Origin of the sequence: Thermogemmata fonticola (assembly GCF_013694095.1) — a bacterium.
GTDB lineage: Bacteria > Planctomycetota > Planctomycetia > Gemmatales > Gemmataceae > Thermogemmata > Thermogemmata fonticola.
In genome coordinates, this window is sequence record NZ_JACEFB010000002.1 from 111,131 (window position 1) to 125,959 (window position 14,829).

Here is a 14,829-nt window from a genome sequence, read left to right on the forward strand (position 1 = left end):
GTGTAGAGATAGCAAGTCGCCTCGCTTAGCCAGCATGAGTTCGCTTTTTCCTTTCCGCGAGAAAGTCCGGAATCTTATGTTGGAATCCTGATGTACTTCGTGATGTATTCCTGAGTATATGTGATATTATGTATCAAGATCGAAGTATTGTCAAATATCCTGATGTGAGGCACTGGCTGCGAAGGCGTCTCGTCAAAGGAAGTGATCCAGGTGAGCAAGGGAACGGGCGTCAGATCGCCTCAGGGCCGCGTTCCCCAGTGCGGATTCGGATGCAGTCTTCGAGGGGCAGAATGAAGATTTTCCCATCGCCGATGCGTCCTTCGGGACCGGTGCGAGCCGCGGAGATAATGGCTTGGACGGTGGGTTCGACAAAGTCTTCGTTGACGGCGATCTGAAGTTGCACCTTGCGGAGCATGTTGATGGTCAGTTCGTGACCGCGGTAGATTTCCGTTTGACCCTTCTGTCGGCCGAAACCGAGGACATCGAGAATGGTCAGGCGGAACACCTCGACCTGATTGAGCGCCGCTTTTACGGCATCGAGCTTATCCGGCGGAATGATGGCGATGATGAGCTTCATAGGGAGATTGTCAAGTCGGGACAAACGCTCGGCGATTTTGCGGCGAAGCGAGTTTCATCCAGTGATTATATGAAAGTCGAGAAGGCCGGGTGTGGGCTGCGGAAGGAAGGACATCAGGCGTTCCCGTAGTTCGATCTCAGCGAGGTGTCGTGATTCCCACGCGATGGCGCGCCGTTGGAGACTGACCCAGAAAGTTTCCAATCGCGGATTAGTCCCGCTGCCCGTCGTGCCATCCAGCAGGGCGCGAAGTTTAATGAATGCTCAGCGGTCTAGGCGGGGCGCATGCCGTAGGGTCTGGTTGGGATGTTCATCTGGATCGTCACGGTCAGGGAAGGGGGTACAAACCAACTCCTCTGACTGAGCGGCGCACTGCGGCAGGCTTCCAAGGTGAATGTTCCGGGGGCGACGTTGGTGGAGATTCCTGAACCGGCGGCGAGAATGGCAAGTGTGAAGGGGTAGCTACTCCCTCCATCGCTAGCGGAAGGTGAGACGCCTCCGGCAGGGCTGGAGTTTGAACAATGGCCGGGACAGCGGCAGATGTCGCGAGAGGCAGTGGTGCCACTGGAGCTGACGGCGAGGAATCATGACTGGACATAGCAGGCAGCACCGCTGACGCAGGCCATCCCTGAATCGAATGATGAACACTCGGTATACTCCGCGAGGGCTGGAATATCGGCGGTGTGGGCTGTACAGGGGGCGGGAGTGTGCCGGCAGGCGGCACTGGCTGTGTCCCCTGCTGAGAGACGGACAGAGTAGGGAGTGGCTGGGAACGAGAGTTGCCGCTTGCCGCAGGGAGCGAATCCGTCGGCGACGGCGCAGCGAGCACGGGCATAGGAAAGGCTCCCGCCGTGGCTCCCGTGATGTGATACCAGTCGGCGGAAGCCCTGGGATATTGGCCGTGGGATTGTACCAGAAAAGCGGGGGGAGTGGCTGCTCCGTAGCCGTACCAGCGATAAGCTGGCGGACCAGCGTAGATTGTAGCCCCTTGGGTGTTGGTGCCTCGGAAAGGAGTTTGAGCGGAGGGGGGAGGCGTCGCTGCGGCGTTTGTTGTCCCAGTTGCCAGAAAAGCGGGTTTGGAAAACAGTCGGACGGCGGGCGGTTGAGGATTGCTTCCGTTGGTCCAGCCGGACTGAGCTTCGGAAGTGGTGTGAGGATCAGGGGAAACGGATGGTACGGAAGCAGCGGTGGGCAGGACGCTTTCCGCTTCAGCGACCCCTCGGAGCCAAGCAGGGGGGGGCGATTGGACGGGGCGAGCCGGAGGGGATGCCATCGGAGAGCGGCGCACAGGGGTCATGCCGAGGGGGGGTAAAGGTTCCCCTTGGGCGCGAATCACCTCTGACTTATAGAAAGCGGGCTTCGCCTGAGCATCGAGAAGTTGCGGTGCTAGCAGGCGTGCCGAGCGAGGGGGCGAAGGGGGAAAGGAGTCGAGGGCGTCCCCCGCAGGATCGGCCCCCAAGCCAGCAACCGCTCCGAGAAGTACTCCACCCACACCCAATTGCCAGCGCATATCATCCTCCTGACCCCAAGCTCCGGCGTGTGCCAAAGTTCTGACAGGCCAGCTTGACCCCAAGGGCCGAGCTGCCCAGAGTCAGCGGCGTGTCCCGGACCGGGCCGCGCCCAATCCGGCGAGCGCGGGACGCGCACCACCCGCTGGCGCCAACGGCGTGGGGAAGAAACCAAGAGTGTTGTTGAACACAACCGGATGGCCGGCTGGCGGCAAGATGCGATCCCCATCCGCAACACGCTCGGACAGCGGGTCCGGAGCCGCCGCTAATTGCGGGAAAAACAGAGGTCGAGGACCTCCCGGAGCCACGAACGGAGCACCGCCGCCTCGTCCCACACTCATCCCCAACGTTCCCGGACGAACACCGTAATAATAGTTCACTCCCGGATTGATTCCTGACAATAAATTCAAATAAGGACTCAATGGCTGAGTTTGTGGATTATAAATGTTCGGCATCAGGTTGTAGGGATTGATCGCGCCGGAGGGGGGAAGATAGGGAATCGAGGGCAAATTGCTGCCATACTGCTGGAGCGGTGTTTGGGCTTGCAAGGAATGGCTCAGGCACAAACCAGCGGCTATGATCCACATAGATCGTGTCATGATGGTATCACTCTATAGAGTCGTTCTAATAGGTGGCTCCCAGTGTATACACTTCTGAAGAAGCCAGGTTACATTTCGTCCTAGCGTCCGCCGAAGCCGAAGCCTCGCCCTTGAATCTGATTGACTGTTGCTGCACCCAACAGTGTGACTCCAAAGGCCCGCTCAATCGGTGCCAGGAATCGAGCCATCATCCGGTCAATTGTCACGAGTTTCTGAGCCTTGACGTAGATGCGGTCCCCTGGAAGAATCTGGTAATTGGTGATCGAGATGCCATGCTGCGTAATCCCCACCCAATCGACGGGGAGAATCTGCCACGGTTGGCCAGGATGCGGCGTACGGCGAGCCACCCAGATATTGCGCTTACTGGCAATATCCGATAAACCGCCAACGTTGGCGATGGCATCCAGGACCGTTTCACTTCCCGTGATGGGGAATGAGATCACCTGCTCTCCCCAGCCGGCTCCATCGTAGATGATGTAATAACGCTTGCTATTGTAAGCGAGAACATCCACGATGACGATGATGCTTTCCGGAGCCGTGCCGTATTCGCGCAGCACAGGGTTTTTGACAATATGTTGTCGTATGGCTTCTGCAGCCTGATCCAGGGTCAGTCCCGCGACAATCACGGACCCCCAGAACCCTAAGCCGACCGAGCCATCTGGCCGGACTTGGAACGGGCCAGAAATCGGCTGCACGGGAAGTCGTTCGGTGACCGTTTTCAGGATCGGCTTGCCGTCAGGCCCCAAGCGGGGTTTGCCCGCTTCATCGATATCGGGAACGGTACTGCGTTGGACGACCTCGATAAGTAACTGATCCGGTGGCTCGATGACGTAAGGCGGGAGAGTGACTTTGTCGAGTTCCCGCGGCACAGCTCCGGGCGGGGGGACGGCAATCGGCATGGGCATGCCGGCGGGTCCGGCCGGTGCTAGGGTTCCGTGATGGCATCCAGCGGCGATCAGGAGCCATCCGCAGCCCAGCACGGTCCACCGCATAACTGACCCTCCCGCTTTCAGCGCGTCATCGCTGGTGTTATCGGCGTGATGCGCAAAGGGAGTGAAGCATTTTCCGAGGATCAACGAGAAAAGTTGAAGTGGGCAAGTTCCTGTGTCTAGCTCCAGGGAACACTAGCCCGCTCCAGGGTTGGCTGACCGGAATGCGAAAAACCTGCGGCGATCGGATTCTGGAAGCCGATTAGCTCACGCCTGTCCCCGCCGCAAGGCACGTCCTGGCCGGGCCGAGGTGCGCTGGCCGTGAAGCAAAACCGGTTCCCCATTGACAAAAACATGCTGCATACCGGTGGCCAAGGCGGTGCCGTGATCGTAAGTAGCGTGATCGGTCAGAGCCTGCGGGTCAAAGACGGCGAGGTCGGCAAACCAGCCCTCGCGAATCTGCCCGCGGTAAGCCAGACCAAATCGCCGGGCGCCATGCCAAGCGCATTTGCTTACCGCTTCTTCCAGCGTCCAATCTTGACGCCGCACATGGTGGCCGAGATAGCGGGCGAAACAACCAAAGCCGCGGGGATGCGGCCGGCTCCCCACAAAAATCCCGTCACTCCCAGCCATCATCCACGGGGAACGCATCAGCTCGAGTATGTCCTGTTCCTGGCGTTGGGCAAAATGGCGGATGACACATCCGGCGGCCAAATCGGTGGCGATGAGCAGATCGCAGGTGAAATCGACGAGTTGCCGCAGGGTGGGAGGGGCCGTGAGGCGATAGGCTTCGCAGCAGGCATCCACCAGCAGGTACCCTTCGTAGTGTTGCCAGTCCGGGTGAGGTACGCTGCTCAGGCGGATCGTCTCGATAGGAAAACGGGGGTGAGCAAAGGCAATTTCCAATTGGCGGCGGGTTTCCGGCTGACGTAAACGCTCACACGTGGCATCGATTCCTCCCGCGAGGACTTCCGGAGGAAGCGTGAGCATCGCCACAATCGTACTGCCGTAGAGATAGCAATACAGGTCAAAGGTAATATCGATCTGGTGTTGGCGGGCGGTCTCCAACAGAGGCAGTGTCTGTCGAGCCAGACAGTTGAAATGGGAAACGTGAACGGGGCAACCCGTTCGGCGGGCAATTGTAAACACTTCTTCCAACGCTCTCGGTGCTTTTTCGGGAGTATAACCTCGCATGTGCGTAACATAGACACCGCCATAGGCGGTGAGCACCTCGCAAAGCGCCGATAATTCGTCAACATCCGCATAAAGACTGGGGACATAATCCAGGCCGCTGGACAAGCCGACGGCTCCCTGTTCCAGAGCCATGCGGAGGTGGGACCGCATCTGTTCCAGCTCTGCCGGTGTCGCCGGACGAGGATCGAGTCCCAGCACTTCCATCCGCAGGTTGCCATTCGGGACGAGGGTGCAAACATTGAGGGCGCAGCGGCGGTGGAACTGCTCCAGGAACTCAGCGACGGAATGCCACTGGTGATCAGGTGTAGGAAAATTGCCGTTGAATCCAGCGGTGTAGCGCCGCATGTACTGCAAAGTCGCCTCCGAGGCAGGGGCGAAGGCGACGCCGTCCTGACCGAGGACATAGGTGGTGACTCCCTGGCGGATTGCCGGCTCATGATCGGGATCCACCAAGAGGGCCAAGTCACCGTGGACATGCGTGTCCACAAACCCCGGCGCGACGACCAGCCCTGTGACATCCAGAACAGTCAGTGCTGCTGCATCGGGAAAGTGGCCAATCGCCGCGATGCGATCCCCTTTGATAGCGAGGTCCGCTCGAAACCAGGGCAACCCTGTGCCATCGACAATGCGCCCGCCACGCAACAGGTAGTCGAACATCGGAGGATTACCAAAAAAGGTGCAAGGGCCATTGCCATTAGGTTATGGTTCGTCAGGGTTTAGGAAAACGTCCGCAGAAACCGAGGTGTTACTACTACCCACCGGTACAAACCCTAGGGAGGATAGGCCATGAGGGTGGAGTTGTCAGTGCCGCAGAGGGGAATCGTGATGGGATTGATCGTTGGCATCCTCTTGGGGGCAGCCGCTAACGTCTGGGGAATGGAAAGCGCTGCTCCACCGCAAGCCAAACCCTGGTTGAATGCCGTGATCCGTTATGTTGCAGAACCGGTGGGGCGGATATTCCTGAACCTTTTGCTGATGACTGTGGTTCCCCTCGTGTTCACGTCGCTGGCGGCGGGGGTGTGTCGCCTGGGTGGTCTGGAACGCCTGGGGAAATTGGGTGTGCGGGCGATGGGATATTTTCTGTTCACCTCCTCCGTGGCTGCGGCCATCGGCCTGATGCTCGTGCAACTGTTCCAGCCCGGCCGGACAGTAGAAGAATCGGTGGTCATCCAGATGCAAGCGATCTACGGCCAGCAGGTCCAGAAACGCAGCGAAGTGAACGATTGGGGGATCCAATCTTTGGTGCAGATGGTGCCACGCAATCCTTTGCAGGCCGCCGTGGAGATGAACATGTTAGCCATCATTGTGTTCGCCTTGCTCTTCGGCCTCGGTTTGCAACGGATCGACTCACGTCTGAGAGAGACCTTGACTACGACGTTCGAGGCCATCAGCGAAGTGATGGTGGCCATCATTGGTTTTGCGCTACGAGCGGCGCCTTTGGGCGTTTGTGCTCTCATTTTCAGCGTTGTGGCTCAGTTCGGCTTTGGCCTGCTAGTTGCGCTAGGCATGTACGTATTGGTGGTGCTTCTCGGATTAGGGTTGCAACTGTTCGTAGTGTTTCCCTTGTTGATCTCTTTTTTAGGGCGGCGCTCCCCGGTGGAGTTTTTCCGCCGTGTGCGGGTCGTGTTTCTAACAGCCTTCAGTACCAGTTCATCCAATGCAACTTTGCCTACTTCCCTTCGTACCGCACAAACGGAATTGGGCGTCTCTTCTGCCGTCGCCGGTTTTGTGCTTCCCTTGGGAGCCACGATGAATATGAATGGTACGGCTCTGTTCGAGGGAGTCACAGTTCTATTTCTGGCGCAGGTTGCTGGTGTGGACCTGTCGCTTTCCCAACAACTCCTTGTTTTGGTACTGAGTGTGATGACAGCGGTCGGAGCTGCGGGGGTGCCTGGAGGCTCTATCCCTTTACTGGCTACAGTCTTGGCAACGGTCCAGGTACCACCGGAGTATCTCTTCCTCATCCTCGGTGTGGATCGATTATTGGATATGTGCCGTACTACAGTCAATGTGTTGGGAGACCTCGTGGCCGCGATCTACATCCAACGCCTGACGACTTCAGACTCGCCGGTGTCCCCTCGCAATACACCGTCCTTGGGCGATGATAATCGTCCGGGCCAGTCGAGTGCTTCGGAGGTGATAGGGGAATGAGGTGTAGACAGACGTGTCAACGGTGAGGAGAACGATATTCCCCAATGGTGACTTCCGTGGTGGATAGGCGCCGTTCGCGCCAGTAGGTGAGACGGACACGCTGACCCGGAGGAAGTTCGGAAATAAGGTTGATGAGGTGGTTTTGATCACGAAGGGTGACGTCTTCGAGTTTGAGAATCACGTCGCCGGGCCGCAAACCAGCCTGAGCGGCTGGGGTATTCGGATGGACGATTTCGACCAAGGCGCCATTCACACGTTGAAGTCCCAAGCGCAGAGCGTGAGCAGGTTCGATCGTGGCTGCCAATTGGACGCCCAAATAACCACGGGTGACTTTGCCATGCTCGAACAACTGGCGGGCGATGCGTTTGACCAAGTTCGCCGGGATACTGAAAGAAACACCGCTGCTGTCTCCACTTTTTGAGGCGATGGCGGTATTGATGCCAATCACTTTGCCATCCAAATCGAGCAGGGGTCCGCCGCTTGAACCGGGATTGATGGCAGCATCCGTTTGCAAAAACTCCTTAATCCGAATGGTGGAGCCGAGATGAATCTGGCCGCGATTGGTCGCAGAGATGATACCGTGAGTGACTGTCTGATTGAGACCAAACGGACTACCGATGGCTAAAACCCATTGGCCGCGTTGGACTTTGTCACTGTCTGCCAGTTCCGCCGTGGGCAAATCGGTCGCGTCGAGCAACAGGAAAGCAAGATCCGATTCCGGATCGGTCCACAGCCGCCTGGGCTGAAAGATGCGTCCGTCCGCGAGAGTGATGTAAATCCGCTGAAGAGGTGCAGTACCGATGACATGGTAGTTGGTGACAACAAGGGTTCCCGCTTGATTGGGCCAGCGGAGTAGGACACCTGATCCCGATTCTTCCACCGGTTTGGAAGGGGTACCTGTGTCCGCGGGCGGAGGCTTGACAGCATCGACGGCCACCACTGCAGGACTCACCAGCCGGACCACCTGTTGGAAACGTTCCGATAGAGCCGCGGCAGCATCGGGAGCTGGACCGGAATGGGAAGTGGCAGCATAGGATCCTGGCGGAGGAGGCAACGGGGGAGAGACCGCAGTCAGTTCCGGTAAAGCAGAGCCTGGCCCGTGCCCTGCCAGCAGCCCCACACTGGCTCCGACACCCATCAATAGCCAAATACGATAGGAGGACATGGAATATACCCTCGATTCTAATGCTTGATGACTTACCTCTCAATTCACTCTAAGGCGAAAGGCCACACAGCAGGGAGGGAGAAAGAGAGGTTCAATCCTGCTCAGCGAGTAAAGCGAGTCGTTATAAAACGCACAAGGCCCGCAGTCTGTCAAGACATGCGGGCCTTGTTTTTGGCTGGGTTGAGGAGGGGAGTCCTCTTTCGGGGTGCATTCCTATCATCGGGAAACGCCCTGTGATTTTACACCCCAAATTGAGACTCTATCCTTATGTTTCAGAGCGTATGTTTCACGAATCCAATTCCGAGAGGTTGACGTGTATATCCTCTGTGGTATTGGAATCACGGACGCGGGACCAATCGTAACGTTGTGGCCCGGCATCCTCTCCTTCTTCTTCCAATTGCCGTTGGCACTTGATGCAATGGGTGCAATAAGGCAGAGCATTGAGGCGGGCGATGGGGATTTTGCAGCCACAGCCTTCGCAGCGCCCATAGGTGCCGTTTTTGAGCTTCGCTAAGGCTCGTTCCACTTGGAGCAATTCGCGGGCCTCTAATTCCGCGAGGGAGGAGGCGAGCGCTTCGCTGGCCGCGTCAAACGCAGCATCGGCTGTATCGCCTCCGGTCGAGTGATGTTGAGCCAAGTCGTCCAAGGCCATGCCTAGACGACGGCACAATTCCGCTCGCCGATCGAGCAGTTTTTTATGGATCCGAAGCAAAGCATCGTTGCGCGCCATGTTGGAGGGTCCTCGGAACGGTCAAAATGAGTTTGGGTGACAATGGACCCGGTCGCAGGGCATTGGGAACGGAACCCGATGTCTGCTAATACCTTGGAATCCGCTCTCCTCTGGGACGATTTTGGTTCTGTTTCAAGTATAGGCTGTCTAATTGTCCGAAAGTCAAGGGGTGGGCTAAGGGGACGGCGCACCCTCCAAATCGCTGCTGATTTCGTCGTCCAGATGTCTTACTGTGACAACAATCTAATACGGATGTTCGTTGGATTCCGGACAGTCTCATGTGTCGGTTCGGTTCGTACTCCGCAGTAATTGCCAGCAATTCCAATGCCAATCGAAAGCCCAGAGAAGTTGATTCCGCTTTCCGTACTCATCACGGGTTAAGGTGTCAGGTGATAATGGGGTTTTGGAGAGAATTGCCTCCTATATTATAAGAAAAGTGATATTAGTCTGTGATCTGTTTAGAATCTGGCCAAGCCGGTCAATCTGTGAACACAAGCACCGGCATCATTGCCCCCAAGGGTAACCTAAGGGGGGCCGTTGCCCAAATCGCTTGTCGAAGGTATCATGACGTTCACTTCCCTGAGAGAAGAGCTGGCAAATGGTAAATATGACCCTAAATAAGTCGGGATTAAGATCATCCTCACGAGGTCTGAGTCGGAGACAAAATTAGTGGGTGTGGGCATACCTTACGTTCTGATCATTTGCGTGGCAGCGGTTATCTGTCTGGTGCCGTTGTCGGTTTATTTGCGTTTTGTGGCGGCTTTAGGGCAGCGACAACGGGCGACAGTGATTAGTGGAGTGTGGGATTTTGCAGGATTGGCGGCGGGCTTATCCGGATTTTTACTTTTTGGTGGAGTGTTACTGCTGGCTCTGCTGCAATCCCATTTTCGAGCGGGGATGCAAGGTGGATTTGCGGCTTTGCGAGCGGGGTGGGAGCAACAGGCAACTACCTGGTCTGTCTTGGCGGGATTGTACATTTTGGCGGTGGTAGTCTGGTTCAGTTTGGTATCCCTGGCACGGCGGCAGTCATGGGTTATTTACAACGTCGTGCCGGGAGCCGTCGAGGAGTGCATTTCTCAAGCGTTGTCCCAATTGGGTATTGCCGCTCAGCGCCGGGGAAATGTCTGGTATCGCGACCGGGAAGCTCTCTGTGAGATCGAAGGGTTTGATAGCGGTTGCACCGTGACCCTCCGCTGGCTGCATCCGGACCGGACGCTCTACGAAGAAATGGATCGGATTTTACGAAATCGTGCTTCCAAATTGGACATACCCGCCGAGAATGGTGCCTCGCTTTGGCTACGGATGGCATCTAGCGGCTTGGGGGTATTCGCCATGACGTGTCTGGGGTTGCTAACCTACGCTTTGTTCTGGACCTAACTGGTTGCCACGGGAGTCGTTGGCTGCGACGGGAGGCAGCGCGCGGTGGATGGTCTAGCAAATCTCACAGAGCTGTCGCAATCACTTTTTTGGGGGATGCTCCCACTGTTCCAGCCAGTGGAGAATGGCCGCGGCGTAATAGGTGCCGCTCATGGAAGGAGGCTCGGCGGGGGCGACGGCATAAGCGCCATCGGGGGAACGTTGGGCAGCGAGGAAACGCTGTAAAGCTGGCAGATCGCGGGGTTTGTTCCGCAGGTGGACAAAGGCTCGCATGACCCGGTAGGTCGTTTCGAGGTCGGAGTGTTTGGAGCCGGCCTTTCCCCATCCGCCATCGGCCCGTTGCCCTCGGCGCAGGGCTTGGAGGTATCGTTGGCTTTGCTCCGCTGTCAACTCGCCCCCCAGTCGCAGGATCAGTGCGACAGCGGAGCCGAGATCACGAGCGCCTCCGTCAGCGGCGTCGCGTTTCAGGGCTTCTTCCGCCACTTCACGGGCCTGAGCGATCCAAGGCTGGACATCAAACGGGCAGTTCTTAAGGCCAGCGGCTTCCACGGCAGCAGCAGCAATCCGAACCTCCTCGAAACTTTTCGCTTGGCGGTGCAAATACTCCCACGCTTTGGCATATTCTTTGGGAGGAATCTGCAAGGCTGTGGCGGCCAATATCCCCACACTGGTCAAAGGAACATCCGGCTGTCCTCCCGGTTCGGCAAAACCGCCTGTGCGAGGATCGTAGCAGCGAAGGACGAACTGCCGATGACGGTCGATGTGGGGGATGGGTGCTCCCAAGTAGAGCAAGGCACGCACGGCGCCGCTAGTCGCCCGCAAGGACGGCTGCGGGAGCACATCCAGGTTTGCAGGGGGCGGCCGGAGGAGAAAGCCTCCCTGTTCCACCTCCTGTTGCAAAATCCAGCGGATGGTAGTTTCGCGATCTTGCCGGGCGTCTGGCGCCGGTTGCACCGAAAGAGACAGCCCCAGCCACCCGCCTACCACCACGGATAAGGCCAGCACCAGACGCATGGTCGGACTCCTCGCAGGTTTTCTGTTGTGAGATCAGCTTCCCGGCCGGAAAGCACGCACCACCTCTTCCCGGGTCGTCATGTAAGGCCCGCCGATCAGATCGAGACAGTAAGGAACCGCAGGCATCACTGCCAGGAGGCACTCGCGAATGGCGGCGGGTTTGCCGGGCAGGTTGATGATCAAGCTCCGCCCGCGGATGCCAGCTACTTGTCGGGACAGAATCGCGGTGGGCACCGAGCGGAGAGAAACCTGACGCATCAACTCGCCGAAGCCGGGAAGCAGCTTATCGCAAACCTTCTCTGTAGCTTCGGGAGTGACATCACGAGGAGCAGGTCCTGTACCTCCGGTCGTCACCACCAAGGCGCAGCCTTCCTCATCGCAAAGCTGCTTGAGCGTCTGTTCGATCAGTTCCTGCTCATCGGGAATCAGGCGGAAGACCGGTTCCCAGGTACAGCTCAACGCCTCTCGGAAGAATTGCTCGATGGCGGGACCGCTTTTGTCCTCGTAGATTCCTTGACTGGCTCGGTCCGAGATTGTGACGATGCCGATACGCATGGATGCTGGACTCTCCCTCCATTGGATGATGCTCGACTCTTCTCTTCTGGCTGAATGCGTGATCCCTCTCTTTCGTGGGATGAAGAAGGGCCTCTTCGGATAATCTCCGGCCCTCTCGCTGGCTTGCTTCTCTTTTTTTTCTTCCTGGGATATTAATCTCTGCGCTTCCGAAAGTCTAATTGCGAGCGGCGTCGCTACCCGGCGAGCAACACAAGGCCGCTTTTTTATCTCTCCACCAAAGAGTCGCGGAAGCCGATGGTTGCACAGTTTGCAAAGTTATCCTACTCGGAGATCAGACAGGTTGCCAACAGCAGGGCTGTCTCGGAAGATCATCGATGGGTCGGGGATGTTGGTTCTTCCGAGTCGGTCGGTTTGAGGTTTTGGCTGTCGTGAGGCTGGCTCAGACGGAGGGGCGCCGATGCGGTCGTGGACATTTGCGTCAGCCGGGACGGTTTTTTTCGGACGGGGTGTGGTTGGGGAACGGTTTGCAGAAGCCTTTGGGCGGTTGGGGGCGCGTCGAGCTTTGCTGGTGACGGATGCCGGGGTGATCCGGGCGGGTCTGGCGGAGACAGTGCAACAAGCGGCCAAAGCGGCAGGGATTTCCTTGGCTGTGTTTGATCAGGTCACACCCGAACCACCCTTGGAAATCATCCGCTCGTGCGCGTCGATGGGGCGAGAATGGCAACCTGAAGTCGTGGTAGGCTTGGGTGGTGGCAGCGCCTTGGACACGGCCAAGCTAACCGCATTGCTTTTAGCCCACGGCGGGGACCCGTTGGATTACACCGGCGATAGCCGGGTGCCGGGTCCGATTCGCCCCGTGATTGCCATCCCTACGACGGCGGGTACAGGTTCCGAGGTATCCGCCGCCGCCGTTTTTACGGACACAAGCCGCCAGATCAAGGTTTCTTGCCTCAGTCCCTACTTGCGGCCCGCCGTGGCTTTAGTGGATCCGCTGCTGACAGTCTCTTGCCCTGCGAAGGTGACGGCGGATTCCGGGATCGATGCTCTCACGCATGCCATTGAAGCCTACTGTGCCGTAGATAACGACAACTTCCCCCTACCACCGGGAGAAGTTTCTGTGTACCAAGGGAAAAACCCCATGGCGGACTTGTTTGCGGCGGAAGCGATTCGTCTGATTGGCCGTTATCTGATGGCGGCTGTTGCTCATGGGGAGGATTTACAAGCCCGTGAAGGGATGGCCCTGGCAGCGACCTTGGCGGGACTGGCCTTTTCCAATGCGGGTGTGGCCTTGGTCCATGCTATGGAATATCCTGTGGGCGGAGCGGTCCATATCTCCCACGGGGCCGGTAACGGCTTACTGCTTCCGTATGTCTTGCGCTACAATCTGCCGGTTCGCCTGCGGGAAATCGCTCAGATCGGAGCGTGGTTATCCGGTATTCCCCTGTCCGAATCTCTGCCTTTAGGGGAAGCCGCAGAGCAGGCTATTGAGTCGATAGCACAACTCCGTGCCCGGATTGGTATCCCTCTGCGCTTGAGGGACGTGGGCGTCCAGGCGGATATGCTGCCAGCCTTTGCAGAAAAAGCCTTTGCCATTACCCGCTTGTTGCGTGTCAACCCTCGCCGCCCCGCTAGTGCCGAGGAGATCCTTGCGATCTACCAGGCGGCCTACTAAACCCGGAAGTGATCCCAACCATCCAGGGCAGGCAAGTATTCAATAAATCGTCGGGTGCGGCTGAGATTTTCGGGCTAAAAGGGGTGGGAGTTTTACCGTCCCAATGCCTTTCGCAAATCATCTTCAGGATTTCTGGGGGATAATAGTCAGGAGAAGTTATTGAAACAGCAGGGGGCGGTGCAGTGCCTGAGGTTGCGTTTCAGGAAAGCCGAATGAATTCAGAAGCCGCCGTGATTCGGAATCCGATTCCGAAGCGGGTACTCTGGTGGTTGTTCTTCCTCTTGCTGCTGGTAACGGGAATCGCTGCGATTCGCGTGTATCGAGGCGTCATGTCTCCAGAATTGCCCAAGGATTTTGTGCAGTATTGGGCCGTGGGGCGCCTGGTGCTGGAAGGAGAGAACCCTTACGCCCCCGCATTGCAACTGCGCGAACAACAGCATGTTTACCCAGAGCGGGACATCGCTCTGATGATGTGGAATCCGCCGCCTGCCTTACCCCTGTATGCCCCGTGGGGGCTGTTACCGGCCCGACTCGCAGCTTGGTTATGGAACGGACTGCAACTTGGGGCAGTACTGGCGGCATCCTTCCTTTTGGTTCGTGTCTATGCTTCTGACTCGGCGTGGTGGTGGTTTCTGCCTCTGTCCCTTGGCTTTGCTGGGACAGTTTGGCTATTGCTCTATGGGCAGAATACAGGGTGGATCCTGTTCGGATTGGCGGGGTTTGCCTGGGGACAGCATCGAGGGCAGCCCTGGCTGGCGGGATGCTGCGGCGCTTTGACTGTGCTCAAACCGCATTTGCTCGTCGGTTTCGGTCTGGTCTGGATTTGGGACGTGTGGCATCGCGGGCAGCGCCGCATTGCCCTGTTGGCCGGCGTGGCTGCGGTTTTGCTGGCCACCGCGTTGGCTCATCTGAGCGACCCCCAAGTCTTGCCGCATTACTTGACAGCCCTGCGGGAGCCTTCACCCTATGCTGTCTCTCCCAAGGACTGGATGTTGCCGACGGCCAGCTACTGGTTGCGGCATTATCTGGCACCCGAATCGATGGCCTGGCAATTTCTACCCTCCATCCTGGCGGCACTCGCCTTATTGCTATGGCGGTTGAGATGGGGGGAGAAGTGGTCTTGGCCGCAGGCGTTACCTATCGTGGTCGCTGTCTCAGTGTTGACTACTGGCTATGGGGGTTGGATTTTTGACCTTCCCGTGTTACTGGTATCGCTGATCGCCTTAGCAGCCCGGATGTACCAAGTCAGGCCCATGCTTCTGGTGTACCTGACCGTCTGGCAGTTTCTTGTTACCTGGGCCACATTCGTTTATGGATACACGTTGCATGGTTTTTGGTGGGTAGCTCCAGCCGTTCTTGGCCCGTGCCTATTCCTACCTTTTCTCAAGACCGATTGAGAG

The 14,829-nt window shown here is 57.7% G+C and carries 13 protein-coding genes; 4 read left to right on the top strand and 9 right to left on the bottom strand.

The genetic code is table 11. From position 1 onward, the window contains the following. Positions 1-229: 229 nt before the first annotated feature. From H0921_RS04050 to H0921_RS04070, 5 genes are all read right to left on the bottom strand, one after another. On the bottom strand, positions 230-577 hold the full coding sequence (locus H0921_RS04050; protein ID WP_194536763.1) for a P-II family nitrogen regulator: 348 nt from the start codon (positions 575-577) through the stop codon (positions 230-232). 325 nt (positions 578-902) lie between these two features. Next, positions 903-2,084: a hypothetical protein gene (locus H0921_RS04055; protein ID WP_194536764.1), complete on the bottom strand. Its 1,182-nt coding sequence runs from the start codon at positions 2,082-2,084 to the stop codon at positions 903-905. A gap of 81 nt (positions 2,085-2,165) precedes the next feature. Next, positions 2,166-2,681 (bottom strand): hypothetical protein, encoded by a 516-nt coding sequence (locus H0921_RS04060; RefSeq protein WP_194536765.1) that lies wholly within the window; start codon positions 2,679-2,681, stop codon positions 2,166-2,168. An 80-nt stretch (positions 2,682-2,761) separates the two neighbouring features. After that, on the bottom strand, positions 2,762-3,673 hold the full coding sequence (locus H0921_RS04065; protein WP_194536766.1) for a polysaccharide biosynthesis/export family protein: 912 nt from the start codon (positions 3,671-3,673) through the stop codon (positions 2,762-2,764). Between the two features lie 204 nt (positions 3,674-3,877). Beyond that, a complete protein-coding gene (locus H0921_RS04070; protein WP_194536767.1) occupies positions 3,878-5,461 on the bottom strand; it encodes an N-acyl-D-amino-acid deacylase family protein in 1,584 nt (527 codons plus the stop codon). Positions 5,462-5,590: 129 nt separating this feature from the next. Between H0921_RS04070 and H0921_RS04075 the strand changes: the two genes are divergently transcribed. Then, entirely contained in the window at positions 5,591-6,955 is a 1,365-nt protein-coding gene (locus H0921_RS04075) for a dicarboxylate/amino acid:cation symporter (RefSeq protein WP_194536768.1), read from the top strand. A 16-nt stretch (positions 6,956-6,971) separates the two neighbouring features. Here H0921_RS04075 and H0921_RS04080 read toward each other — a convergent pair whose 3' ends face one another. Further along, a complete protein-coding gene (locus tag H0921_RS04080) occupies positions 6,972-8,120 on the bottom strand; it encodes a S1C family serine protease (RefSeq protein ID WP_228498987.1) in 1,149 nt (382 codons plus the stop codon). Positions 8,121-8,406: 286 nt separating this feature from the next. Continuing rightward, positions 8,407-8,850, bottom strand: coding sequence for a TraR/DksA family transcriptional regulator (locus tag H0921_RS04085; protein WP_194536769.1), 444 nt, complete (start codon positions 8,848-8,850; stop codon positions 8,407-8,409). Between the two features lie 669 nt (positions 8,851-9,519). Between H0921_RS04085 and H0921_RS04090 the strand changes: the two genes are divergently transcribed. Continuing rightward, positions 9,520-10,227, top strand: coding sequence for a hypothetical protein (locus H0921_RS04090; RefSeq protein WP_194536770.1), 708 nt, complete (start codon positions 9,520-9,522; stop codon positions 10,225-10,227). Between the two features lie 81 nt (positions 10,228-10,308). Here H0921_RS04090 and H0921_RS04095 read toward each other — a convergent pair whose 3' ends face one another. Beyond that, positions 10,309-11,241 carry a prenyltransferase/squalene oxidase repeat-containing protein gene (locus H0921_RS04095; RefSeq protein WP_194536771.1) on the bottom strand — a complete coding sequence of 311 codons (933 nt, stop codon included), beginning with the start codon at positions 11,239-11,241 and terminating at the stop codon, positions 10,309-10,311. 33 nt (positions 11,242-11,274) lie between these two features. Further along, complete coding sequence (gene mog / locus H0921_RS04100) at positions 11,275-11,796, bottom strand: molybdopterin adenylyltransferase (protein WP_194536772.1); 522 nt, start codon at positions 11,794-11,796, stop codon at positions 11,275-11,277. A 418-nt stretch (positions 11,797-12,214) separates the two neighbouring features. Between mog and H0921_RS04105 the strand changes: the two genes are divergently transcribed. Continuing rightward, complete coding sequence (locus tag H0921_RS04105) at positions 12,215-13,429, top strand: iron-containing alcohol dehydrogenase (protein ID WP_194536773.1); 1,215 nt, start codon at positions 12,215-12,217, stop codon at positions 13,427-13,429. A 212-nt stretch (positions 13,430-13,641) separates the two neighbouring features. Then, the gene (locus H0921_RS04110) at positions 13,642-14,826 is read left to right on the top strand and encodes a glycosyltransferase family 87 protein (RefSeq protein ID WP_194536774.1); all 1,185 of its coding nucleotides are present in this window, start codon (positions 13,642-13,644) and stop codon (positions 14,824-14,826) included. The last annotated feature ends 3 nt before the right edge of the window (positions 14,827-14,829 follow it).